The following is a 22,176-nucleotide window of genomic DNA, read 5'->3' as shown; positions in this document are numbered from 1 at the left end:
GTTTTATACCGGGACAACACATCGACTGAAGGGGATTTGTCCATGATCATTCCAACCCATTTCGGCCCGGCCATTCCGTTGTTGCAGGCGCAGGCGTGGTCCGTATCGGCGCTTGGCCGCTTCGTTTCGCTCGATCTCATGGCCGTCGACCTCCGGTTTGCACTCGCAAGCGTCGTCGCACGCTCGCTGACCCAGGCCGCGGACGCGCTGGTCCGCCATGTGATGGGCCGCGCCTGGCGGGGGGCCCGTTTCGCAGAAGATATCACGGCTGCTGCCACCATGGTGGCAGCAGCCGGTCGCTAGGTTCCGTCCACTTTCGAGAGGTTCAGGAGAGTCGCATGATCACGCTTTATGGCTTCGGCACCGGCTTTGGGCTGCCGGAAATCAGCCCCTTCGTCACCAAGACCGAGGTGCAGCTCAAGATGGCGGGACTGCCCTACCGGAAGGAGCGGGCGATGCCGCCGGCCTCTCCCAAGGGGCAATTGCCGTTCATCGACGACGGCGGTGAGGCGGTGGCCGATTCCACCTTCATCCGCGCCCATATCGAGCGCCGCTACGGCTTCGATTTCGACGCCGGCCTGTCGCTGGTCGAGCGTGCGCAGGCCTGGGCGTTCGAACGGATGATCGAGCACCATGTCTATTGGGGGCTGGTCGGGGCGCGCTGGGTCGATCCGGTCAATTTCGCCAAGGGTCCCGCGCATTTCTTCGACGGCGCACCGGAGCACAACCGCGAGAAGCTGCGCGAGGATGCGCAATTCCGCGTCGCCGAGAACTACCTGCTCTCGGGCCTTGGCCGCCACGCGCCCGACGACGACGTCGACCTCGCCGTGCGCTCGCTGTTCGCGCTGTCGGTGCAGCTCGGCGACAAGTCCTATCTGATGGGCAACAAGCCCTGCGGCGTCGACGCCACCGCGTTCGGTATGCTCGCCGGCATCCTCTCTCCGTTCTTCGAATCGACCCTGCGCGAGCGCGCCGAAGGATTTCCGAACCTCACGGCTTATGTCGACCGCATGATGGACGATTACTATCCGGAGTTCGCCTGGACCCCGCTGCGGCAGGCGGCGTAGCCGCGAGCGCTTCCGCAGGCTCAGTGTAACCTCTCCCGCTTGCGGGAGAGGTCGGCGCGAAGCGCCGGGTGAGGGCTTTCTCCTCTGGGGGACTGCTCCGTAAGCACAATCCCAGCGCGGCAACACCCTCTCCCCAACCCTCTCCCGCAAGCGGGAGAGGGGGCGCAGCGACACCGAGCGTCAGCTCGCTCCCAAACCCAAAGCAAAGGAGCCGGCCCACCGGGCCGGCTCTTGTCGTCCTCAACCTTCGCCGCGCTTACTTCACCAGCGAGTACTTGCCGTTCTTCACCGTCAGCAGGATGCGCGAGCGCTCGTCGAGGCCGTAGCGGTCCTTTTCGGTGAAGTTGTAGACGCCCTGGCTTGCTGCCAGCTCCTTCTCCGACAGCAGCGCCTGGCGGATCGCTTCGCGGAATTCCGGCGTGCCGGGCTTTGCGGTCTTCAGCGCCGCCGGGATGATACGCTTGAGGATCTCGAACGCATCGTAGGAGTGGCCGGCGAACTGGCTGCGGCTGTTCGGGCCGTACTTGGCTTCATAGGCCGAGTTGAGCGCGAGGCCCGGCTTCTTGGTCGCGGCTTCATCCGGCTGGTCCTCGGGGTCCATCACGGGGCCCGAGGCCATCAGCACGCCCTCGGCCGCTTTGCCGGCGATGCGGATGAAGTCCATGCTGGCGGCGCCGTGGGTCTGGTAGATCAGGCCCTGATAGCCTCGCTCACGCAGCTCGGTCTGCGGCAGCGCCGCCGCGGTGCCGGAGGCGCCGACCAGGATCGCGTCGGGATTGGCCGCGACGAGCTTCAGCACCTGTCCGGTCACCGAGGTGTCCGGACGGGCGAAGCGCTCCTCGTCGACGATGGTCATGCCCATCGGCACGGCCTGCGCCTTGAGGTCATTGAACCAGAGGTCGCCATAGGAGTCGGAATAGCCGATATAGCCGAGCGTCTTCACGCCCTTGGCCTTCATGTGATCGTACAGCACCTTGCCCACGATCGGGATCGGCTGCGGCATCGCCACCGACCACTTCATGCGCTCCGGCGTGATCGGGAACGGCGCTAGGCCGAAATGCGGGATGCCGGCTTCGTTGGCGACGTTGGAGACCGCGATGGTCGGCGGCGTCAGCGCCGAGCCCATGATGATGTCGGCCTTGGATTCGGTGACGAAGCGGCGGGCGTTCGTGGTCGCGGTGGTGGGATCGCCGCCGTCGTCGAGCACGATCACCTTCAGCGGCACGCCGCCGATCTCCTTCGGCACGAATTCCAGCGCGTTGCGCTCGGGAATGCCCAGCGCTGCGCCGGGGCCGGTCGTGGTGGTGGTGATGCCGATGGTAACTTCGCTGGTCTGCGCCAGCGCGGGCAGCGCCGGCAGGGCAAGCGTCGCCGCGGTGATGGCGGCAGTCAGGTAAAAGCGTTTCATCTATTCCTCCCTTTACGTGTTTCTTTGAAAGCAGAAATCGGGGGGTAATTCAGCCCCCTCTTTTGGTGATGCGGCGATTTAACTTCCCGTGAATTTGGCTACCATTTCCGCCGGGAATGGTGCCGATTTCAGCTTGTCGGGGTTAACGGGATCGCGGCCGACCAGAACGCGGGTCTCGAAACCCTCGATCGCCAGCGCCTCGCCCTTGTAGACGTTGTGCTTCACCTCGAAGCTCGAGCGCTTGATGCTCTCGATCTTGGTTTCGATAGTGATCCAGTCGCCATAGGTCGAGGGGATGTAGAACTTGGCCCGCGTGTCGACCATGGGGATTCCCACCAGGCCGTATTTGCGGACCAGATCCTGCTTGGAGAAGCCGGCGACCTCGAACAGGGTCGAGGTCGAATCGTCGAACATCGCGAAATAGCGCGGGTAGTAGACGATGTTGGCGGGGTCGCAATCACCCCACTGGATCTGAACGTCGCGCCGGTTCACGAACATGTTGTTAGTACTCGCTGGTGCCGGTTCTCACCTCTCCCGTAGGGAGAGGTCGAATTGCGAAGCCATTCGGGTGAGGGGTTTCGGTCTCTCGATAGAGCAGAGCCCCTCACCCGGCGCTGCGCGCCGACCTCTCCCAATGGGAGAGGTAAGGTCGAGGACGCTGCTGCAATGCCGCTCATCAATCTACTTCGGCGCCATGCGCAGCGAGCCGTCAAGGCGTACCACCTCGCCGTTCAGGTACGTATTCTCGACCATGTGCAGCGCAAGCGCGGCGAACTCGTCGGCTTGACCGAGCCGGCGCGGGAAGGGGATCGCGGCGGCAAGCGAGTCCTGGGCTTCCTGCGGCAGGTTCGCGAGCAGCGGCGTCAGGAACAGGCCGGGCGCGATGGTCAGCACGCGGACGCCGAACTGCGCCAGCTCGCGCGCGATCGGCAGCGTCATGCCGACGATGCCGCCCTTGGAAGCCGAATAGGCGGATTGCCCGATCTGGCCGTCATAGGCGGCAACGGATGCGGTGTTGATGATGACGCCGCGCTCGCCGGTCGCCTGCGGCTCTAGCTTGGACATCTCGGTCGCGGCAAGGCGCAGCATGTTGAAGGTGCCGATCAAATTGACCTTGATCACCTTGTCGAAATCGGCGAGCGCCATCGGGCCATCGCGGCCGACCACGCGCTTGGCAACGCCGATGCCGGCGCAATTGACCAGCACGCGCGCCGGGCCATGGGCTTTCGCAGCCTGCGCGACCGCGGCCTCGGCGGAGGCGGCATCGGAGACGTCGCAGGTCACGGCTACGCCCTTGATCTCGGCGGCAACCGTCTCGGCAAGCTTGGTATTGAGATCGCACACCGCGACCTTGGCGCCCTGCGCCGCCAGTTTTCGCGCAGTCGCAGCACCCAATCCCGATGCGCCGCCGGTGACGATGGCTGCCTGATCCTTCAACAACATGGCGTTCTCCTTTGGCGGTGATTTCTTAAGCGACCGATATCACACGGTCCGACGGATTGGCAGCGTAGAGCTCCTCGATCAGCGCGGCGCGATGCTCGAGTACGGCGCGCTGGTTGATCGAGCCCTTGTCGGTGACCTCGCCCTTGTCGATCGAGAGCGGCGCGTCCATCAGGATCGCGCGCGTGATCCGCGTCGAGGATCCCGTGGCCTGGCTGAGGAAACCGGTCAGGCGCTCGCGAAAGGCTTCGCGCACCAACCGGTCGCGCGTCGCGACGACGAGGTCGTCGCTCGGCAGCGTCGGGTTGATCAACCGGCAACCGTCGAGGTCGAGCACGACCAGCGCGGAGACCTCGTCGCGGTTGATGCCGGCGATGACGACGTCGCGGACCAACGGCGCGCAGGCCGCCGTGAGGCGCGCGCGTAAGGGGCCGACGCTGACCCAGGTGCCGCTGGCGAGCTTGAAGTCCTCACCGACACGGCCGTCGAAATCGAACCCGGCGTTGAGATCATCGGGGTCTGCGGGCTTGAGCGCATCCCCCATCTTGTAAAACCCTTCCTCGTCGAAGGAGTTCGCGCTGATGTCGGGCTGGCGCCAGTAGCCGGGCATGACGTTCGGCCCCTTGGCACGGACTTCCAGCTTGCCGTTGTTCGGCACCAGTTTTGCGTCGTTGCCCGAAACAGGCAGGCCGACATGGCCGGAGCGGCTGGTGCGTGGATTGACCGACATGAAGAACGGCGCGGTCTCGGTGGCCCCTAACCCGGTCAGCATCGGCACGCGATAGCCCTTTTCCTTCACCGCGAGCTCGTCGAGGCTGTCCCAGATGAACGGCGACAGCGCCGCGCCCGAGAAGAACATCGCGTGCAGCCGGTCGAAGAATTTTGCGCGCAGGCCCTGGTCGTCGCGCAAATAGGGCAGCAGCGATTCATAGCCCTTGGGCACGTTGAAATAGACCGTCGGCGAGATCTCCTGGAGATTGCGCACGGTCTCCTCGATGCCGCCGGGCATCGGCTTGCCGGCGTCCAGATACATCGAGCCGCCATTGTAGAGCGTCAGCCCGATATTGTGGTTGCCGCCAAAGGTGTGATTCCAGGGCAGCCAGTCGATGATGACTGGCGGCTCGTCCTTGAGGAAGGCGAGCGTCTCGCGCAGCATCACCTGGTTGGCGCAGATCATGCGCTGGGTGTTGATGACGGCCTTGGGGTTGCCGGTCGAGCCCGAGGTCAACAGGAATTTCGCGATCGTGTCGGGGCCGATCCTGTCGTGCACCGCGTCGAGATCGCTGCGGATCGGCGTCGCCATGAGGTCGGCGAGCAGGGTGACGTCGCGGCCAGGCACTTTGCCAAAGGAGGCGGCGATCTCGGTGCCGAGCGAGACGTTGGTGGTGAGCGCATCGGCGAATCTGTCGGCGTCCTCGGCGAAGACGAGGCCGGGCGTCAGCAGCTTCATCAGGTAGGACAGCTTGCCGTAGTCCTTCGACACCAGCGAATAGGCCGGCGACACCGGGCAGAACGGAATGCCGGCATAGAAGGCGCCGAATGCGAGCAAGGCGTGGTCGATCGAGTTGCCGGAGAGGATGACGACCGGCCGCTCCGCCGACAGGCCGCGCGCGATCAGGCTTGACGCGATGTGACGGCTCGCGGTGAGCAGCTCGGCGTAGGTGATCTTGCGCCAGCCGCGGCCGCCCTCGCGTTCGGCCATGAAGACGCGATCCGGCGTAGTCTTGGCCCAATGATGCAGGCGGTCGGTGATGCGGACGGGATAGTCGGCGAGCGGCTGTTTGGGCCTGAGGTAAATCGTGCCGTCGTCGCGCCGTTCGACGTTGACGACGGGATCGCCGAACGAAATGGGCCGCAGCGGGAAAGTGCTCGCGCCGCGCTCCATGCTGGAAGAGGACGGCTGCGCGCTCATGACTTGGGTTTCACCTTTGCGGTCTTGTGCTCGAGGAATTCGCGGATCCTGCGCTTGGCCTCCTTGTCGCTCTGCGCGACGGTCGCCATCAGCGATTCCATCAAGAGGCCGGTCTGCGGATTGGCCTCCGCGATCATCGGCAGCGCCTGGAGCACGGCGAAATTGGTCAGCGGCGCATTGGAAGCGACCTTGGTCGCGAGCTCCACCGCCTTGCCGAGCGCATTGCCGGCTTCCGTCACATATTGCGCGAAGCCGTAGGAGGCGCCTTCGGTCGCGCTATAGACGCGGCCCGTCAGCATCATGTCCATCATCCTGGCGACGCCGATCAGCCGCGGCAGCCGCACCGAGCCGCCGCCGCCGACGAAGATGCCGCGTTGTCCCTCCGGCAGCGCGAAATAGGTCGAGGGTTCGGCGACGCGAATGTGTGCCGAGCAGGCGAGTTCCAGCCCGCCGCCGATCACCGCGCCCCTGAGGGCCGCGATCACGGGCACGCGGCTGTACTGGATGCGGTCGAACACCCGGTGCCACATCTGGGAATGGAGCAGGCCGCCGGTCGCGTCATGCTCGGTCAGCTCGGAGAGGTCGAGGCCGCTGGAGAAATGATCGCCGATGCCGTGGATGACAACCGCGCCGATATCCTCGGGCAGGTTCGCGAAACACTCGCCAATTTCCAGGATGATGCCGTCGTTGAGCGCATTGCGCTTGGCCGGCCGGTTCAGACCCACGGTCAGAACCCGGTCCGCCCGCTCGATCTTCAAAAGCCCGGAGGCGCCCGCGGCAGCGGTCTCGGCGTTTCCCTGTGTCATTTGCGTCCTTGTCAGAATAGTTATGTTGTATAACGAATTCTGGGGGAGTCAAGGAGGGGAAGTCTTCGCAAGGCGCTGGCCGACAAACCCCTCCGACCCCCGGAAGTACGCGAGACAAGCGGGCGCTTATTGCGATGTTCAGAACCGTCTCAGGCCGCTTCGGTCATCAGCTTCTTTGCGGCCTGAGTGAGCAGACCCGATCGGGTAAAACCGTGGGCTTCTGCGTACTTGTCGATCTGCTCCAGGACATCTCCGGGCAGGGTGACATTGACGCGCACGACCTTTGGCTGGTCATTCTTCACCGACACCAGAATGGCGACGCCGGAGCGATTCTCGGGATTCGACATGACGTCTTCCAGCGACGAAGGCTCGGGAACAGCCTCTCCGTCCTCTTCCAGCCCTTCAAGATGCAAAGCCAGCGCTTCTTCGGCCATGTCCCGTGCTTCGTCGAGTGTGGTCCCCGCAGTCACGACGCCGGGCAGATCAGGAAACGATACGCCGAAATCACTGTCGGCATCCTTATGGATAAGACCAATATAGTGACGCATGGCGCTTACCTCAGCTTCAGTCCCGATTGCTGTTCGATACTCTTCAACGTTTCGAGTGCGATATCTCGCTTCGGATGAGGGACCGTGACGCGGCCCTTTTTCGTCGGATGCTTGAACTGGACATGGCTGCTCTTTTGAGCCACCTGCACCCAGCCATCCCTGTGAAGGGTCGAGATAATGTCCCGACTATTCATGGTGTGTATTTATACACACTGCTTGGGGGTGTCAAGGTGGACTCACAGCACCTGGTGCACGTCGATCACCACGCGGTCCGCATGCCGCGCGGCTGAGCCGACGAAAATGTGCTGCATCAGCCAGCGATACTTTTCATGCCCCGTCTCGAACCGCGGCACGGTACGGAAATAGATCAGCTTGGGATCGACCGGCTCGCCACGCTTGAGCTTCTGCAGCAGCTCGACCGGTCCGAAGCGCATGCCCTTGTTCTCGACATAGACGGTCGCGCCGTCGTCGGTCTCGAAGGCGTATTTCGCCTCGAGATCGATCAGCTCGTTGGGACGGATGGTCTGGAAATCGGCGCCGAACGGCAGCACCTTGCCTGATATCGCGCCCGTCACCTCGCCGCCGATGATCGGAATGATGCGGCGAACGCCGATCCCGGTCTCGCCGGCGGTGACGACGTCGCCAATGCGGGCAGTGATGGTGAAGGCGTATTTGGTTTCGAGGGCAGGGGTCGCCATCGCTTCGCCTCTCAATGCGCCATCATCCGTGTCGGCAGCCAGGTCGCCAGCAGCGGGAAGGCGATCAGGATCACGAGGCGGATCAGGTCGGTGACCACGAACGGAATCACGCCCTTGAAGATCGTGGAGAAGGAGACGTCCTTCACCACGCTCTTGATGACGAAGACGTTCATGCCGACCGGTGGATGGATCAGGCCGAGCTCGACGGTCATGACGATGATGACGCCGAACCAGATCGGATCGAAGCCGAGATGGGTGATGACGGGGAAGATGATCGGCACGGTGAGGATGATCATCGCCATGGCGTCCATCAGGCAGCCGAGCACGAGATACATCACCATGATCAGCGCCAGCACGCCGTAGCTGCCGAGGCCGAGGCCGGTGAGGAACTCGGTCACTTTCTGCGGCGTCTGTGTCACTGTGAGGAAATAGCCGAAGATCAGCGCGCCGATCAGCACGGTGAAGACGGCGGCCGCGGTGCGCGTCGCCTGCAGCAGCGAGGCCAGGATCTTCTCGCGGTCGAGCCGGCCCGTCAGCACGCCGATGATGAATGCGCCGGCGGCGCCGACGCCGCCGGCTTCCGTCGGCGTGAAGCGCGGCAGGAAGGGCAGGCCGTAGAGGCCGCCGATGACGAACACGAACAGCAGCACCGGCGCCCAGATCTCCTTCAGACCGGCGAAGCGCTCGCGCCACGGTGTCACCTTGCCCTTGGGCAGGAAGTCGGGGCGGAAGTAACCGATCAGGAAGATCGTGATCATGTACATGGTCATCGCGAGCAGACCCGGAATGATGCCGGCGATGAACAGCTTTCCGATGTCCTGCTCCGTGATGATGCCGTAGACCGCGAGCACCGTGGACGGCGGCAGCATCGCGCCCAACGTGCCGCCGGCCGCGATCACGCCGGTGGCAAAGGATTGCGGATAGCCGAAGCGCCGCATCTCGGGATAGGCCACGGCGGAGAAGGTCGCAGCGGTCGCGACCGAGGAGCCGCAGATCGCGGCAAAGCCGCCGCAGGCGCCGACGGTGGCGATGCCGAGCCCGCCGCGCAAATGGCCGACGAAGCCGTTGGCGGCGCGGAACAGCTCGCGGCTCATGCCGGAATTGGAGACGAACGAGCCCATCAGCAGGAACATCGGGATGACGCCGAAGGTGTAGTCGGTCACCGTGCGCATCGAGGTCTGGCCGACCAGCTTCAGCGCCGCATTGCCGTTGACGAGATAGGCGAAGCCGGAGACGCCGACGAGCCCCATGGCCATGCCGACGGGCACGCGCAGCAGCATCAGGACGAAGAGGGAAACAAAGCCGATTACGGCGACGGCATCGGTGCTCATGGTTACTCCGTCGCCTTCAATTTGGGGTCGTGCATCTCTTCAGGATGGAAGATCAGCCGGTAGGTGCGGATCGCGATCAGCAGCACGGCGCAGACGTCACCGATCCAGGCGACCGCGAAGAACGGCCAGGTCGGCATGTGCATGTCAAAAGTCTGGACGTTGTCGTTGTAGGTGCCGCGCACCTTGTCGAACAGCGTCCAGGTCTGCACCGTCACCACGAACAGCAGCACCAGCGTTGCGAATACGTCGATCCAGCGCTGGTGGCGCGGCCCGACATTGCCCCAGACCAGATCCACCGTGATGTGGGTGCCGCGATAGGAGGTCGCCGCGATGCCCCAGAAGATGAGGATGCCGAGCAGCATGCGGCCGATGTCGAAGCTGTCGGGGACCGAGTAGTTCAGCGTGTTGCGCAGCAGCACCGACAGGAAGATGTCAAGCGCGACGATGCCGACGAAGCCAGCCGCGATCCATTCGATGGTGTCGATGATGCGGTCCATCCAGGAGCGCTTCATGGGGTGTGTCCCGTCGTGTGCTGTCATTGCTCGCTCTCGACTCCGGCGGCGGCTCTTCGCCTCTCCCCGCGTGCGGGGAGAGGCCGCATCGCATCGGAGATGCGATGCGGGTGAGGGGGACTCTCCGCGAGTCCATCTGTCACCAACTGTGCGGAAGCAGCCCCCCACCCCAACCCTCTCCCCGTAAGGACGGAGAGAGGGGGAGCAAGGACCGATCGCGCCGCGCCGTCACTCCGCCAGCGCGTTGTACTTCTTCAGCGAGGCCTTCAAGTCCGCAAGCGCGGCGTCCGGATCGGCGCCGGCCTTCTTGGCGCCCTCACTCCAGGTCTTCACCAGCGGCTCGGCGGCCTTCTTCCAGGCGGCGGTCTGGTCGGGCGTCAGCTTGTAGACCTCGTGGCCGGATTCCGCCTTCACCTTGTCGATGCCGGCATCCTCGAACTTGCCCCAGTGCTCGCCGACCACGCCCGCCATTTCGATCGAGCAATTCTTGTCGATCGCGGCCTTCTGCTTGTCGGACATCGCATTGTACTTGTCCTTGTTGATCACGAACACGAAGGTCGTGGTGTAGAGCGGCGCCTCCATGTCGTATTTGGTCACCTTGTCGATGCCGAACAGCACCAGGGAGCCCCAGGGGAAGGTGACGCCGTCGGCGACGCCGCGCTCGATGATGTCGCGCACTTCGGGCGCGGAGGACTGCACATTGGTGCCGCCGAGCGAGGTGACGAAGTTCGCCATGGTGGCGTGCGCCGGGCGGATTTTCATGCCCTTCACGTCCTCAGGGCTGACGATCTTCTTGGTTTTGGAATGGAAGGAGGAGGGCGAGTGGACGAAGGCGAGGCAGTATTTGACGTCCTTCATCTCCTTCTCGGCATATTTGCGATACCAGGCGTCCAGCCCCATCGAGCCGCCCTTGGCGTCGGAGATCAGGAATGGCAGCTCGCCGGCGCCGACGATCGGGAAACGGCCGGGCTGATAGCCGGGATTGACGTAGGTGACGTCGGCGATGCCGTCGCGTGCCATGTCGTAATGGTCGAACGCCTTGCCGAGCTGCTGGGCCGGAAACACCTTGCCCTTGATGGTGCCGCCGGAATCCTTCTCCACTGCCGCGGCCCAGTCTTCCAGCGACTTCTGCAGGGGGTGCGAGGCCGGCACCCAATGCGAGATCTTCAGATCGAAGGTCTTGTCCTGCGCCAAGGCAGGCGTCACGCTCGCGGCCAGCAGCAAGGCCAGACAGGCTTTTCTCATCACGCGTCTCTCCCGGTTTTCGACGGCGGGCTTCGATGGCCCGGTCTCATTAATTAACATGTTATCTATTTGGCTGGCGCGTTCAAGCCGGAATTGGCGCGCGCCTCGTCGCGCCGTTTACGTCAGCCATGTTGCGTGGACTTGTCGCTGCCTCGGGCGACCACCGCTCCCCTTTTGGCCCAAACGTTATATGATATAATTATCGTCTGCGGGCCGATGCGACAAGCGGCCGCGACGAAAGCCTACAGGATCGGAAGGAGCAAGTATTGCGGACAAAGGTCGCAATCATCGGGGCCGGGCCGGCCGGATTGTTGCTTGGGCAACTGCTGCACGCATACGGCATCGACAATGTCATTCTGGAGCGCCAGAGCCCGGACTATGTGCTCGGCCGTATCCGCGCCGGCCTGCTGGAGGAGGGAACGGTCGCGCTGCTCGACAAGGTCGGCGCCGGCGCGCGGGCCCATGCCGAAGGTCTGGTACATGAGGGCATCGAGCTTGCGTTCTCCGGCCGCCGTCACCGCGTCGACATGAAGGGCGCGACCGGCAAGACGGTGATGATCTACGGCCAGACCGAGGTCACGCTCGACCTGATGAATGCGCGCAAGGCCGCCGGCCTCGTCTCCGTGTATGAGGCGAAGGACGTCCAGCCGCATGATTTCGACGGCAGTCACCCGCGTGTAACCTGGGAGAAGGACGGCGTCACCCATACGCTCGATTGCGACTTCATCGCCGGCTGCGACGGCTTTCACGGCGTCAGCCGCGCCAGCGTTCCGGCGACCGCGATCGAGGAGTTCGAACGGATCTATCCGTTTGGCTGGCTCGGCATTTTGTCCGACACGCCGCCGGTCAGCCACGAGCTGATCTACTCCAACCACGCCCGCGGCTTTGCGCTGTGCACCATGCGCTCGACCAAGCGCAGCCGCTACTATGTGCAGTGCGCGCTCGACGATCATGTCGACCAATGGCCTGATGACCGCTTCTGGGACGAACTGAAGCGACGGCTCGATCAGGAGGCCGCCGACAGCCTTGTCACGGGACCCTCGATCGAGAAGAGCATCGCGCCGCTACGCAGCTTCGTCGCCGAGCCGATGCGCTTCGGCCGGATGTTCCTGTGCGGAGATGCCGCGCATATCGTGCCGCCGACCGGCGCCAAGGGCCTGAACCTCGCTGCTTCCGACGCGCATTATCTCTCGAGCGCCTTGCGCGAGTTCTACGACGAGAAATCCAACGCCGGGATCGACGCCTATTCCGCCACGGCGCTGGCGCGCGTGTGGAAAGCCGTGCGCTTCTCCTGGTGGATGACCTCGATGCTGCACAAATTCCCCGACACCGGCACCATCGGCGCCCGCATCCAGCTCGCCGAGCTCGACTACGTCACCCGGTCCCAGGCCGCGATGACGTCGCTGTCGGAGAACTATGTTGGGTTGCCGTTTTAGGGATGGGGCGCAGGTGCCGTAGGGTGGGCAAAGGCGCAAAGCGCCGTGCCCACGTCTTCCTACAATTGAGGAAGTTCGCGGGCACGCTTCGCTTTGCCCACCCTACGGAATCCGTGCTTGCAGCGACGTCCATTTCAAACGCCTGGGCAAATTCCGTTTAAAACTTTGTAATTGATGCAACCGTCATCCACATCGCGTTCAATGCCGGCGACACAGCAACGCGAGATGGCCATGACCGCCACCGACATCCCCGCTGGCTTCGAGCCGCTCTTCCGCAAGAGCCCTCTTACCGAGCCTTGGGAGCCGCTCTACTCAAGGAACACCGACAAGGCCGTCATCATCGGTTTGCGGCTGGCGAGGCCCCACACCAACGGTCGCGGCCTGATCCATGGCGGGCTCATCACCGCGCTCGCCGACAACGCCATGGGCTATAGCTGCGCGCTGGTGACGAACTGGACCACGTCGTTCGTGACGGTTTCGCTCTCGGTCGATTTCGTCGGCTCCGCCGAGATCGGCCAGTGGTGCTCGATCGAGAGCGACGTGATCAAGACCGGCAAGACGATCTGCTTCGCGCAATGCCTGGTCAAGGCCGATGACGTCGTGATCGCGCGCGCGAGCGGCACGTTTCGCGTGGTGCCGAAGAAGGGGTGAGGCTCTCGTGCCCCGGACGCAGCGCAGCACTTCTTAGTGGTGCGCTGCAGAGCCGGGGCCCATCTATCGGCAGCTCACTCTTGGCCCTTTGGGTCCCGGCTCTGCGCCGCTGCGCGGCGCGTCCGGGACGCGAGCTTCACCCAAACCTCCACTGCGCCGTCTCCACCACGAGATCGATGAACGCGCGCACCTTGGCCGAGAGCAGGCGCGAGGTCGGATAGACGATGTGGATCGGCAGCGCCGGCTGTTCGTATGCCGCGAGCACGATTTTGAGCCGTCCGCGCTTTAGGCCGTCAGCGGCCTGATAAGCCAGCACGCGCGTCACGCCGCCACCGGCCTCGGCATATTGCAGCGCTGCGTCGGCGCTGTTGCTGATGAAGCGGGGAGAGGGCGTCACCTCGATATCGCGGCCGTCGCGCAGGAAGCGCCATTCGGACCAGGGTCCGAACTGGATGGTCTGATGTGCGGGGAGGGCTTCCGGCGTCTTCGGTTCGCCGTGGCGCTTGAGATAGTCGGGCGAGGCCACCACGATCCGCCGCATCTCGCCGACCTGGCGCGCCACCAGCGAGGAATCGGCGAGATGGCCGATCCGCACTGCGGCGTCGACGGCGTCCTCCACCAGGTTGACGAGATGGTCGGAAAGCCGCAATTCGCAGACGACCTCGGGGTAACGCTTGAGATAGGCTGTCATGACCAGCCCGACATGCAGCCGGCCGAAGCCGACCGGCGCCGAGACAACGAGCCGTCCGCTCGGCCGGTTACGCTCCTCCCGCGCGGAGCCGTCGGCCTCCTCGACATCGGCAAGGATGCGCCGCGCGCGCTCCAGATAGCGCGTGCCGACATCGGTCAATCTCACCTGCCGCGTGGTCCGCTGCAGCAGCCGGGCGCCGAGATGCTCCTCCAGCGCCGCGATCAGCCGCGTCACCGCCGAGGGCGACAGTCGCAGCTTGCGCGCCGCCGGTGCAAAGCCGCGCAGGTCGGCGACGGTGACGAAGACGTGCATGGCTTCGAGGCGGTCCATGATATTATTGCATATATTGCAACGATGAAGTGTCAAGCGGCCAGATTGTTTTAGCGGATGGCGGGTCCATTTTGCAGCATGAATGACGCAGCAATGCGCCGGTAGTCCGGGAGATATTCCGATGACGGCAACTCATACCTACGCCAGCGACGTCGCCTTTTCGCCGGCAGTGAAATCAATCCAGACCCGAAAGGGATCGCGTGAAGGCTATGCCCAGGCCGAGCAGCGAGGATGGCGCACCGAGGTCGACGAGAATCTCGCGGCCTTCCTGGCCGACGCCAACAGCTTCTACTTTGCAACGGCCTCGGCGGATGGTCAGCCTTACATCCAGCACCGCGGCGGCCCCAAGGGCTTCCTGAAGGTCCTGGACAAGCAGACGTTGGCCTTCACCGACTACGCCGGCAACCGGCAATACATCACGCAAGGAAACCTCTCGGAGAATCCCAAGGCGTACATTTTCGTGATGGACTACGCCCACCGCCGCCGCGTGAAGATCTGGGGCGAGGCCCGCGTCGTCGAGAACGACGAGGCGCTGACGGCGTCGCTGATGCCGAAGGGCTACCGCGCCCGGCCGGAGCAGGTGATCCTGTTCAAGATCTCAGCCTGGGACACCAACTGCCCGCAACACATTCCGCAGAAGTTCGACGCGGGCGATGTCGCTGCGGCGCTGGCGGCGAGGGATGCGCGGATCGCGGAGCTGGAGCCGGAGGTTGCGGCGTTGAAAGGCGGCTGATTGATCTTCGAGCCACACGATCGGTGCACCCTCTCCCCTTGTGGGACCCTTGTGGGAGAGGGTGGATCGCCGCGAAGCGGCGAGCCGGGTGAGGGTTCTCTCCTCACGAAAGGTGTCACGTGTGGAGAGAACTCCTCATCCGGCGCTTCGCGCCACCTTCTCCCACAAGGGGAGGAAGGCACTTGCGGCGCCAGCAACAGCGAAGTCAGATCGCGCTCTCACCCTCGTGCTGGAAGCCGAGATAGCTCGCCGCCACCCGCTCGTTCGCCGCGATGTCGCTGGCCTTGCCGTTGAGCACGAACTCGCCGAGCTCCATGACATAGGCCTGGTCCGCGATCTTCAGCGCGGCCTGCGCGTTCTGCTCGACCAGCAGCACGGAGACGCCGCTGGCGCGCAGCTCGGTGACGATGCGGAAGATGTCGGCAACGATGATCGGGGCGAGGCCGAGGCTCGGCTCGTCCAGCATCAGGAGCTTCGGCTCGCCCATCAGCGCGCGGCCCATCGCGAGCATCTGCTGCTCGCCGCCGGAGAGCGTGCCGGCGAGTTGCTTGCGGCGCTCCTTCAGCCGCGGAAACAGCGCGTAGACCCGCTCGATCGAGGCTTTCGCCTTGCTCCGCTCGATGCGGAAGGCGCCAAGCTCGAGATTGTCCTCGACGTTCATGGTCACGAACAGTTCGCGGTGCTCCGGGACGAGGCCGAGTCCCATCGCGACACGGTCCTCGATGTCGAGCCGGGCGAGATCCTGCCCCGCAAACGTGACGCGGCCCTTCAGCGGCAAAATGCCCATGATGGCCGACAGCAGCGTGGTCTTGCCGGCGCCGTTGGCGCCGACGATGGTGACGATCTCATTGGCGCCGACCTCGAGCGAGACAGAGCGCACGGCCTCGACCTTGCCATAGGCGACATGGGCATCGGTGACGGACAACAGCGCGCTCATGCCGCCACTCCGAGATAGGCCTTGATCACTTCGGGATTGGTCTTGATCGTGGCGGGGGTGCCTTCCGCGATCTTGGTGCCGAAATCGAGCACCACGATGCGGTCCGCGAGGTTCATGACGAAGCCCATGTCGTGCTCGACCAGCAGCACGCTCATGCCGCCGTCGCGCAATTCGCGGAGCAGGGTGGCGAGCTGCTGCTTTTCCATGTGGCGCAGGCCGGCGGCCGGCTCGTCGAGCAGCAACAGCATCGGATCGACGCAGAGCGCGCGGGCGATCTCGACGATGCGCTGCTGGCCGAGCGAGAGGCTGCCTGCGAGCTGGTGCATCTGGTTGGCAAGGCCGACACGCTCGATCTGGCGGGCGGCCTCGGCGAGCAGCTTGGCTTCATCAGTGCGGTCGAGGCGCAGCATCGAGGCGATCGGCCCGGCATGGCCGCGCAGATGCGCGCCGATCGCGACGTTCTCCAGCACGGTCATGTCGGGCACCAGCTTGACATGCTGGAAGGTCCTGCTGATGCCGAGCTTGACGATCTCCTGCGGCGGCGCCTTGTCGACCTTCCTGCCCAGTACCGAGACCGAGCCTGAGGTCGCCGACAGCACGCCGGTGATCAGGTTGAACGTCGTGCTCTTGCCGGCGCCGTTCGGGCCGATCAGTGCGACGATCTCGCGGGCCTGGACGTCGAAGGAGACGTTGTTGACGGCGACCACGCCGCCGAATTGCTTTCGCGCTTTATCGACCTGGAGCAGGATGTCGGACTGGCCGGGCGCGCGGGCGCGGTGCTCCAGCTTCAGCGAGGTGTCTGGTTTCTTGCCGCCGCTACGCTCGGGCAGGAACGACATCAACCACGGCCAGAGGCCGCCGGGCGCGAGCTGCAGCAGCGCCACCAGCATGATGCCGAACACGATGGTCTCGACCTGTCCGGAGCCGGGCAGGATCAGCGGCAAATAACTTTGCAGCATCTCCTTCAGGACCACGACGATCGCCGCGCCCAAGACGCCGCCCCAGACATAGCCGGCGCCGCCGACCACAGCGATGAACAGATATTCGATGCCGGCCTGGGCGCCGAACGGCGTCGGGTTCACCGCGCGCTGGAGATGCGCATAGAGCCACCCCGAGAGGCCGGCGAGCACCGCGGCATGGATGAACACCAGCAGTTTGGCGCGCGGCGTATGCACGCCGAAGGCTTCGGCGGCGACGTGGCCGCGGCGCAGCGCACGAATGGCGCGGCCGGTGCGGGAATCCAAGAGGTTCATCGTCAGCAGGGCGGAGAGGATCACGGCGATCCAGATCGCGTAATAGATCGAGCCGGGCGAGAGCATCTTGAACGTGCCGATCGACAGCGGCGGGATCGCCGAGATGCCGTCGTTACGCCCCAGGAATTCCAGCTTGCTGAAGAGATAGAACAGCCCGAGCCCCCAGGCGAGGGTGCCGAGCGGCAGGTAATGGCCGGAGAGGCGGACGGTGATCAGCCCGAGCAGCACCGCCAGCGAACCGCTGACCACCAGCGACAGCGGCAGCGTCAGCCAGGGCGACAAGCCATAGGCCGTCGACAGCACCGCGGTGGTGTAGGCGCCGAAGCCGACGAAGGCTGCCTGTCCGAACGAGGTCAGGCCGCCGACGCCGGTCAGCAGCACGAGGCCCATCGCGACCAGGGCCGCGAGGCCGATATTGTCGAGCAGCACGATCCAGAACGGAGGCATGCCTGGCACGAACGGGATCGCCGCCATGAAAGCTGCGAAGACGATGATGGGAAGCCGGCTCTGCATCTTGGCCTCAGTCCTTCTCTTCCTCGACCGCCGGCGCGGCGAGCGAGCGCAGCAGCAGCACGGGAATCAGCAACATGAAAACGATCACCTCCTTGTAGTTGGAGGCATAGAAGGACGAGAACGCCTCGACGAGGCCGACGACCAGCGCCGCGACGGCGGTCAAGGGGTAGCTGACGAGGCCGCCGATGATCGCGGCGACGAAACCCTTCAGACCGATCAGGAAGCCCGAGTCGTAGTAGAGCGTCGTGATCGGCACGATCATGATGCCCGACAGCGCGCCGATGACGGATGCCAGCAGAAAGGCGATCTGCCCCGATAGCGTGGTGCGGATGCCGACGAGCCGCGCTCCCAGCCGGTTCACGGCGGTCGCGCGCAGCGCCTTGCCGTAGAGCGTCAGGCCGAAGAACAGCCAGAGGCCGACGATGAAGGCGATGGTGATGCCGTAGACGGTGAGGCTCTGGCCGGTGAAACGCAGCGCGCCGGCGGTGAAGGCGCCGGATAGCACGGCAGGCCCGCGCTGGCCTTCGGCACCGAAGAACAGAAGGCCGAGCCCCTGCAGCGCGAGATGGACGCCCACTGAGGCAATCAGCAACACCAGCACGGAGGTGTGCGCCAGCGGCTGGAACGCAATCCGGTAAAGATAAAGGCCGATCATCGCCACGATCACCAGCGACAGCGCGATGCAGACCGCGACCGGCGGCTTCTGGGCGGCGAAATACACGGTCAGCGCCAGCACGATGGCAGGCAGCACGATGTTGGTGATGAGGCTGCGCAGGATCAGCCGCCCGTGCAGCGCCTTGCGGGCGACGAACAGGTCGAAGGCGAAGGCGCCGATGCCCAGCGCCAGCGCGAGCTTTGCCGTGCCCGGCATCTGGCCCGCGGCCAGCGAGGCATAGGTCAGCGCGCCATAGGTGACGAATTCGCCCTGGGGAATGAGGATCACCCGGGTGACGGCGAACACCAGCACCAGCGCCAGGCCGAGCAGCGCGTAGATCGCGCCATTGGTGATGCCATCCTGCACCAGGAACAGCATAATGGTGGTATTCAAGACCGGACGCTCCCCCCTCAAGATTACGAACCGGTCCCCTCGATTGCGGTGGACGGTCCGCTCACAGCCATTGAAAAACGCATGCGATATTTGATATGGTCCATAACAATTATCAAATATAACATCAAGGGCGGGACGACGACCTGCCCGAATTTAGCGGGATTACGAGCAAGAGGCGATGACCGTTTCCAAAGCCGCTGAAAAGTCCTCCGAAAAGCCGGCCGACACGGCCAAGGGCCGCAAGGACGCCGCCGAGGCGCAACCGGAGGCGCTTCAGCTCGGCGAGCTCTCCGAACAGCTCGGCTATGTGCTGAAGCGGGCGCAGCTCAAGGTGTTCGAAAACTTCCTGCGCTGCATGGCCTCGCTGCAGCTGACGCCGGCGCAGTTCTCGGTGCTGCTGCTGGTCGAGAAGAATCCCGGCCGTAACCAGACCGAGATCGCCTCCACGCTCGGCATCCTCAGGCCGAACTTCGTGGCGATGCTCGACAATCTCGAGAGTCGCGACCTTTGCGCCCGGATCCGCTCCACCAACGACCGCCGCTCGCACATCCTGGTGCTGACCGACAAGGGCAAGGCGGTGCTGGCCCGCGCCAAGAAGCTCGTCGCCACCAAGCATGAGGCCCGGCTGAACGATTTGCTCGGCCAGGCCAACCGCGAAGCCCTGCTCGCGATGCTCTCGAAGATCGCGAGCGAGTTTTGAGGCAGTCATTCCGGGGAGATGCGTAAGCATCGAACCCGGAATCTCGAGATTTCGGGTTCACGCTTGCGCGTGCCCCGGAATGACGGGAGAAACTCTCTCAATCCACCAGGATCACCCTGATATCGTTCACGTTGGTCAGCGTCGGGCCCGGCAGCAGCAGATCTCCGGTCGCCTCGAAGAACGCGGTGGCGTCGTTGTTGTCCAGATAGGCCTGCGGCTGCAGCCCTTGCGCCTTCATCTTCGCGAACGTCGCCGCGTCGATCAGCGCGCCGGCGGGGTCGGTGGGGTTGCCGGCGCCGCCGTCGGCGCCGTCGGTGTCGCCGGCCAGCGCCGAGATATCCGGCGTGTCCTTGAGCAGGCTGGCGAGCGCCAGCGCGTATTCCTGGTTCGGCCCGCCGCGCCCCCGACCGCGCACGGTGACCGTGAGCTCGCCGCCGGAGAGGATCGCCAGACGCTTGCCTTGCGCCCGCGCCTGCAGCGCCAGCCTGGCGTGAGCGGCGGCGACCTCGCGCGCCTCGCCTTCGAGATCGGCACCGAGATCGATCGTCTCGTAACCGGATTCGCGCGCGAGCTTCACCGCGGCGTCGAGCGACTGCTTGGGTCGCGCGATCAACTTGAACTGCGCGCGCGCGAAGGCGGCATCGTGAGGCTTGCAGCTTTCGTTGCGTTCGTCCTCGAGCGCACGGCGCACGGCGTCGTCGATGTCGAGCTTGTACTTTGCGACGATGGCGCGCGCATCGGCCAGCGTGGTCGGATCGGGCACGGTGGGGCCGGAAGCAATCGCGGACGGATCGTCATGCGGCACGTCGGAGATCGCGAGCGTCACGATCTCGGCGGCATTTTTGCCGGCGCGCGCCAGACGGCCGCCCTTGATGCGCGAGAGATGCTTGCGCACGACATTCATCTCGCCGATCGGCGCGCCCGAGCGCAGCAGCGCCTTGTTGACGGCCTGCTTCTGCGCGAAGCTGATGCCGTCGCTAGGTGCGATCCAGTTCGCCGAGCCGCCGCCGGTGAGCAGCACCAGGAGCAGATCGTCCGGTCCAGCCTCGCCTGCGAGCGCGAGCGTGTCGGCGGCGCCCTTGAGGCCAGCCTCATCAGGCACGGGATGACCGGCTTCGACCACGCGGATGCGGCGCGTCGGCAGGCCGTAGCCGTGGCGCGTGGTGGCGATGCCGACGAGGCGTTCCGGAGCGAGCTGGAGCGTGTCGAGATAATGCCGCTCCGCCGCCGCGGCCATGGCGCCGGCGCCCTTTCCGGCGGCGAGGCAGATCACGCGTCCTTTGGGCGCGCGCGGCAAGTGCGGCGCCAGCACCACATTGGGATGGGCGGCGGCGACGGCGGCGTCGTAGAGCGCGCGGAGCAGGGGGCGTCGGTCGGTCATGACGATGGCCTTCGGCAGTCGGAAGAACTGGCGGCCAACGCCGCCGTTCACCTGCCTACCGCATCGGGCGTCAAAGCGTAAGCCGGCTTTGCCATCATTCGATTATGCAATCGCGTGATGATAATCGGCGGGCAAGCAAAAGCCCCCTGCGAGGGTCTCGCAGGGGGCTTTTCGTCGTCAAATCGTCAGGCGGCTAGCCGCCGACGTCGGCGCTGATCACGTCGCCGAACAGTTCCCAGCGCTCGCCCTTGAACTTCTCGAGGCGGAGCTGGCTGATCGGCGCAAAATCGTTCGGGCCGGTGTTGATCTGGATACCCGGCAGCAGCGCCTCGGTGCGGAAGTTCTTCAGGCCGGCGGCCTGCTTCATGATGTTCTCGCGCGTGAGATTGTCACCGCACTGCTTCAGCACCTGCACCAGCGTCTGCGCGACCGCGAAGCCGACGATAGTGCCCTTGTCGAGCTTGTCGCCTTCGGGGAAGTACTTGGTCATGAAAGCGAGGAATTCCTTCATGCCCGCGTCGTCCTTCCACTCGGGATCGGAGACGTCCTTCAGATAGTCGGCCGAGATGATGTCCTGGCCGTTCTCGAAGCCGGCGGGCTTCATCACGCTGCCGACGGAAGCCGAGACGTTGTTGAGGAAGTGAAGCGGCTTCCAGCCGATCTCGGCGTTCTTCTTGATCGCCTGCGCTGCGAATTTCGGCGTCGTGATGTTCATGAAGACGTCCGCGCCGGTCGACTTCAACTTGACGATGTGATTGTCGACGGTCGGCTCCGAGGTCTCGTAGCTCTCCTCGATCACGATCATCGAGGCGGCCTTGGCGCCGAGGCCGTCCTTCAGGCCTTTCAGGTAATCCTTGCCGTAATCGTCGTTCTGATAGAGCACGGCGATCTTGGCGTCCGGCTTGTTCTTCAAGAGCCACTTCGCATAGATCTGCGTCTCGCTCTGGTAGTTGGGCTGCCAGCCCATGGTCCAGGGGAAGTTCTGCGGATCGTTCCACTTGGTGGCGCCGGTGGCGACGAACAGCTGCGGCACCTTCTTGGAGTTCATGTATTTCTGGATCGCCGAGTTCGGCGGCGTACCGAGCGAGTTGAAGATGAACAGCACCTCGTCGCTCTCGACCAGCTTGCGCGCCTGCTCCACCGTCTTCGGCGGCGAATACGCATCGTCATAGGAGATGAAGTTGATCTTGCGGCCGTTGATGCCGCCCTCGTCGTTGATCTTCTTGAAATAGGCGGCTTCGGTCCGCCCGATGATGCCGTAGGCGGAGGCCGGTCCGCTGTAGGGCATGATGTTGCCGATCTTGATCTCGGTATCGGTCGCGCCGGTATCGTATTTCTTCTGGGCCGAGGCGGTGGATGTCGTGGCCGCAACGAGCGCGAGCGCCAGTGACGCGGCCGCAAGCTTGCCGGTGACAGCGGGCATTCCAATCTCCCTATTTCATTTTCTTGGTGTGTGTGCGTCCCTTTTCTTGGCGTGATGGTTTTTGGCGGCGCGGCCGCAATTCAATACGATTTGGCCAATGCCTTCAAGAAAAA

At 64.4% G+C, this 22,176-nt stretch carries 23 protein-coding genes; 6 read left to right on the top strand and 17 right to left on the bottom strand.

Features of this window, described 5'->3' with window-relative positions:
- Positions 1 to 42: 42 nt before the first annotated feature.
- Both IVA79_RS00795 and IVA79_RS00790 read left to right on the top strand, forming a co-directional pair.
- Positions 43 to 303 carry a hypothetical protein gene (locus tag IVA79_RS00795; protein WP_247549583.1) on the top strand — a complete coding sequence of 87 codons (261 nt, stop codon included), beginning with the start codon at positions 43 to 45 and terminating at the stop codon, positions 301 to 303.
- Between the two features lie 35 nt (positions 304 to 338).
- Positions 339 to 1,067 carry a glutathione S-transferase family protein gene (locus tag IVA79_RS00790; protein WP_247549581.1) on the top strand — a complete coding sequence of 243 codons (729 nt, stop codon included), beginning with the start codon at positions 339 to 341 and terminating at the stop codon, positions 1,065 to 1,067.
- 256 nt (positions 1,068 to 1,323) lie between these two features.
- Here IVA79_RS00790 and IVA79_RS00785 read toward each other — a convergent pair whose 3' ends face one another.
- From IVA79_RS00785 to IVA79_RS00735, 11 genes are all read right to left on the bottom strand, one after another.
- On the bottom strand, positions 1,324 to 2,475 hold the full coding sequence (locus tag IVA79_RS00785) for an ABC transporter substrate-binding protein (RefSeq protein ID WP_247549573.1): 1,152 nt from the start codon (positions 2,473 to 2,475) through the stop codon (positions 1,324 to 1,326).
- Positions 2,476 to 2,553: 78 nt separating this feature from the next.
- Complete coding sequence (locus IVA79_RS00780) at positions 2,554 to 2,973, bottom strand: thioesterase family protein (RefSeq protein ID WP_157330573.1); 420 nt, start codon at positions 2,971 to 2,973, stop codon at positions 2,554 to 2,556.
- A 183-nt stretch (positions 2,974 to 3,156) separates the two neighbouring features.
- Entirely contained in the window at positions 3,157 to 3,918 is a 762-nt protein-coding gene (locus tag IVA79_RS00775; protein ID WP_247549571.1) for an SDR family NAD(P)-dependent oxidoreductase, read from the bottom strand.
- Positions 3,919 to 3,943: 25 nt separating this feature from the next.
- Positions 3,944 to 5,827: a feruloyl-CoA synthase gene (locus IVA79_RS00770; RefSeq protein ID WP_247549569.1), complete on the bottom strand. Its 1,884-nt coding sequence runs from the start codon at positions 5,825 to 5,827 to the stop codon at positions 3,944 to 3,946.
- Positions 5,824 to 6,633 (bottom strand): crotonase/enoyl-CoA hydratase family protein, encoded by an 810-nt coding sequence (locus IVA79_RS00765; RefSeq protein WP_247549567.1) that lies wholly within the window; start codon positions 6,631 to 6,633, stop codon positions 5,824 to 5,826. The genes IVA79_RS00770 and IVA79_RS00765 overlap by 4 nt, the downstream gene beginning before the upstream one ends.
- A 149-nt stretch (positions 6,634 to 6,782) precedes the next feature.
- A complete protein-coding gene (locus tag IVA79_RS00760) occupies positions 6,783 to 7,181 on the bottom strand; it encodes a type II toxin-antitoxin system HicB family antitoxin (RefSeq protein ID WP_247549566.1) in 399 nt (132 codons plus the stop codon).
- Positions 7,182 to 7,186: 5 nt separating this feature from the next.
- Entirely contained in the window at positions 7,187 to 7,375 is a 189-nt protein-coding gene (locus IVA79_RS00755; protein WP_247549564.1) for a type II toxin-antitoxin system HicA family toxin, read from the bottom strand.
- A gap of 42 nt (positions 7,376 to 7,417) precedes the next feature.
- Complete coding sequence (locus IVA79_RS00750; protein ID WP_247549562.1) at positions 7,418 to 7,879, bottom strand: DUF3237 domain-containing protein; 462 nt, start codon at positions 7,877 to 7,879, stop codon at positions 7,418 to 7,420.
- Positions 7,880 to 7,890: 11 nt separating this feature from the next.
- Complete coding sequence (locus tag IVA79_RS00745) at positions 7,891 to 9,210, bottom strand: TRAP transporter permease (RefSeq protein ID WP_247549560.1); 1,320 nt, start codon at positions 9,208 to 9,210, stop codon at positions 7,891 to 7,893.
- Positions 9,211 to 9,212: 2 nt separating this feature from the next.
- Positions 9,213 to 9,722, bottom strand: a complete 510-nt coding sequence (locus IVA79_RS00740) for a TRAP transporter small permease (RefSeq protein ID WP_247549558.1) — start codon at positions 9,720 to 9,722, stop codon at positions 9,213 to 9,215.
- A 228-nt stretch (positions 9,723 to 9,950) separates the two neighbouring features.
- The gene (locus IVA79_RS00735; RefSeq protein WP_247549556.1) at positions 9,951 to 10,967 is read right to left on the bottom strand and encodes a TRAP transporter substrate-binding protein; all 1,017 of its coding nucleotides are present in this window, start codon (positions 10,965 to 10,967) and stop codon (positions 9,951 to 9,953) included.
- A gap of 266 nt (positions 10,968 to 11,233) precedes the next feature.
- Between IVA79_RS00735 and pobA the strand changes: the two genes are divergently transcribed.
- Positions 11,234 to 12,403 carry a 4-hydroxybenzoate 3-monooxygenase gene (pobA, locus tag IVA79_RS00730; protein ID WP_247549554.1) on the top strand — a complete coding sequence of 390 codons (1,170 nt, stop codon included), beginning with the start codon at positions 11,234 to 11,236 and terminating at the stop codon, positions 12,401 to 12,403.
- Positions 12,404 to 12,634: 231 nt separating this feature from the next.
- Complete coding sequence (locus IVA79_RS00725; protein ID WP_247549553.1) at positions 12,635 to 13,054, top strand: PaaI family thioesterase; 420 nt, start codon at positions 12,635 to 12,637, stop codon at positions 13,052 to 13,054.
- A 136-nt stretch (positions 13,055 to 13,190) separates the two neighbouring features.
- Here IVA79_RS00725 and IVA79_RS00720 read toward each other — a convergent pair whose 3' ends face one another.
- Positions 13,191 to 14,075 carry a LysR family transcriptional regulator gene (locus tag IVA79_RS00720; RefSeq protein ID WP_247549552.1) on the bottom strand — a complete coding sequence of 295 codons (885 nt, stop codon included), beginning with the start codon at positions 14,073 to 14,075 and terminating at the stop codon, positions 13,191 to 13,193.
- A gap of 121 nt (positions 14,076 to 14,196) precedes the next feature.
- Between IVA79_RS00720 and IVA79_RS00715 the strand changes: the two genes are divergently transcribed.
- The gene (locus IVA79_RS00715) at positions 14,197 to 14,808 is read left to right on the top strand and encodes a pyridoxamine 5'-phosphate oxidase family protein (RefSeq protein ID WP_247549543.1); all 612 of its coding nucleotides are present in this window, start codon (positions 14,197 to 14,199) and stop codon (positions 14,806 to 14,808) included.
- Between the two features lie 205 nt (positions 14,809 to 15,013).
- Here IVA79_RS00715 and IVA79_RS00710 read toward each other — a convergent pair whose 3' ends face one another.
- Genes IVA79_RS00710 through IVA79_RS00700 form a run of 3 tightly spaced genes read right to left on the bottom strand, consistent with a single transcriptional unit; the run spans position 15,014 to position 18,559 of the window.
- A complete protein-coding gene (locus IVA79_RS00710) occupies positions 15,014 to 15,745 on the bottom strand; it encodes an ABC transporter ATP-binding protein (RefSeq protein WP_247549541.1) in 732 nt (243 codons plus the stop codon).
- Positions 15,742 to 17,511, bottom strand: coding sequence for a branched-chain amino acid ABC transporter ATP-binding protein/permease (locus tag IVA79_RS00705; protein ID WP_247549540.1), 1,770 nt, complete (start codon positions 17,509 to 17,511; stop codon positions 15,742 to 15,744). The genes IVA79_RS00710 and IVA79_RS00705 overlap by 4 nt, the downstream gene beginning before the upstream one ends.
- A gap of 7 nt (positions 17,512 to 17,518) precedes the next feature.
- A complete protein-coding gene (locus IVA79_RS00700; RefSeq protein ID WP_247549538.1) occupies positions 17,519 to 18,559 on the bottom strand; it encodes a branched-chain amino acid ABC transporter permease in 1,041 nt (346 codons plus the stop codon).
- A gap of 178 nt (positions 18,560 to 18,737) precedes the next feature.
- Between IVA79_RS00700 and IVA79_RS00695 the strand changes: the two genes are divergently transcribed.
- On the top strand, positions 18,738 to 19,259 hold the full coding sequence (locus IVA79_RS00695; RefSeq protein ID WP_247549536.1) for a MarR family transcriptional regulator: 522 nt from the start codon (positions 18,738 to 18,740) through the stop codon (positions 19,257 to 19,259).
- Between the two features lie 97 nt (positions 19,260 to 19,356).
- On the opposite strand, the gene IVA79_RS00690 is transcribed toward IVA79_RS00695, so the two are convergent.
- Both IVA79_RS00690 and IVA79_RS00685 read right to left on the bottom strand, forming a co-directional pair.
- Positions 19,357 to 20,640 carry a glycerate kinase gene (locus tag IVA79_RS00690; protein WP_247549534.1) on the bottom strand — a complete coding sequence of 428 codons (1,284 nt, stop codon included), beginning with the start codon at positions 20,638 to 20,640 and terminating at the stop codon, positions 19,357 to 19,359.
- 193 nt (positions 20,641 to 20,833) lie between these two features.
- The gene (locus IVA79_RS00685) at positions 20,834 to 22,063 is read right to left on the bottom strand and encodes an ABC transporter substrate-binding protein (RefSeq protein ID WP_247549532.1); all 1,230 of its coding nucleotides are present in this window, start codon (positions 22,061 to 22,063) and stop codon (positions 20,834 to 20,836) included.
- Between the last annotated feature and the right edge of the window lie 113 nt (positions 22,064 to 22,176).

Origin of the sequence: Bradyrhizobium sp. 138 (assembly GCF_023074075.1) — a bacterium.
In the GTDB taxonomy this organism is placed as follows: Bacteria; Pseudomonadota; Alphaproteobacteria; order Rhizobiales; family Xanthobacteraceae; genus Bradyrhizobium.
Note: the sequence above shows the minus strand (reverse complement) of the source record. Positions and strands in the feature narration are given on the sequence as shown.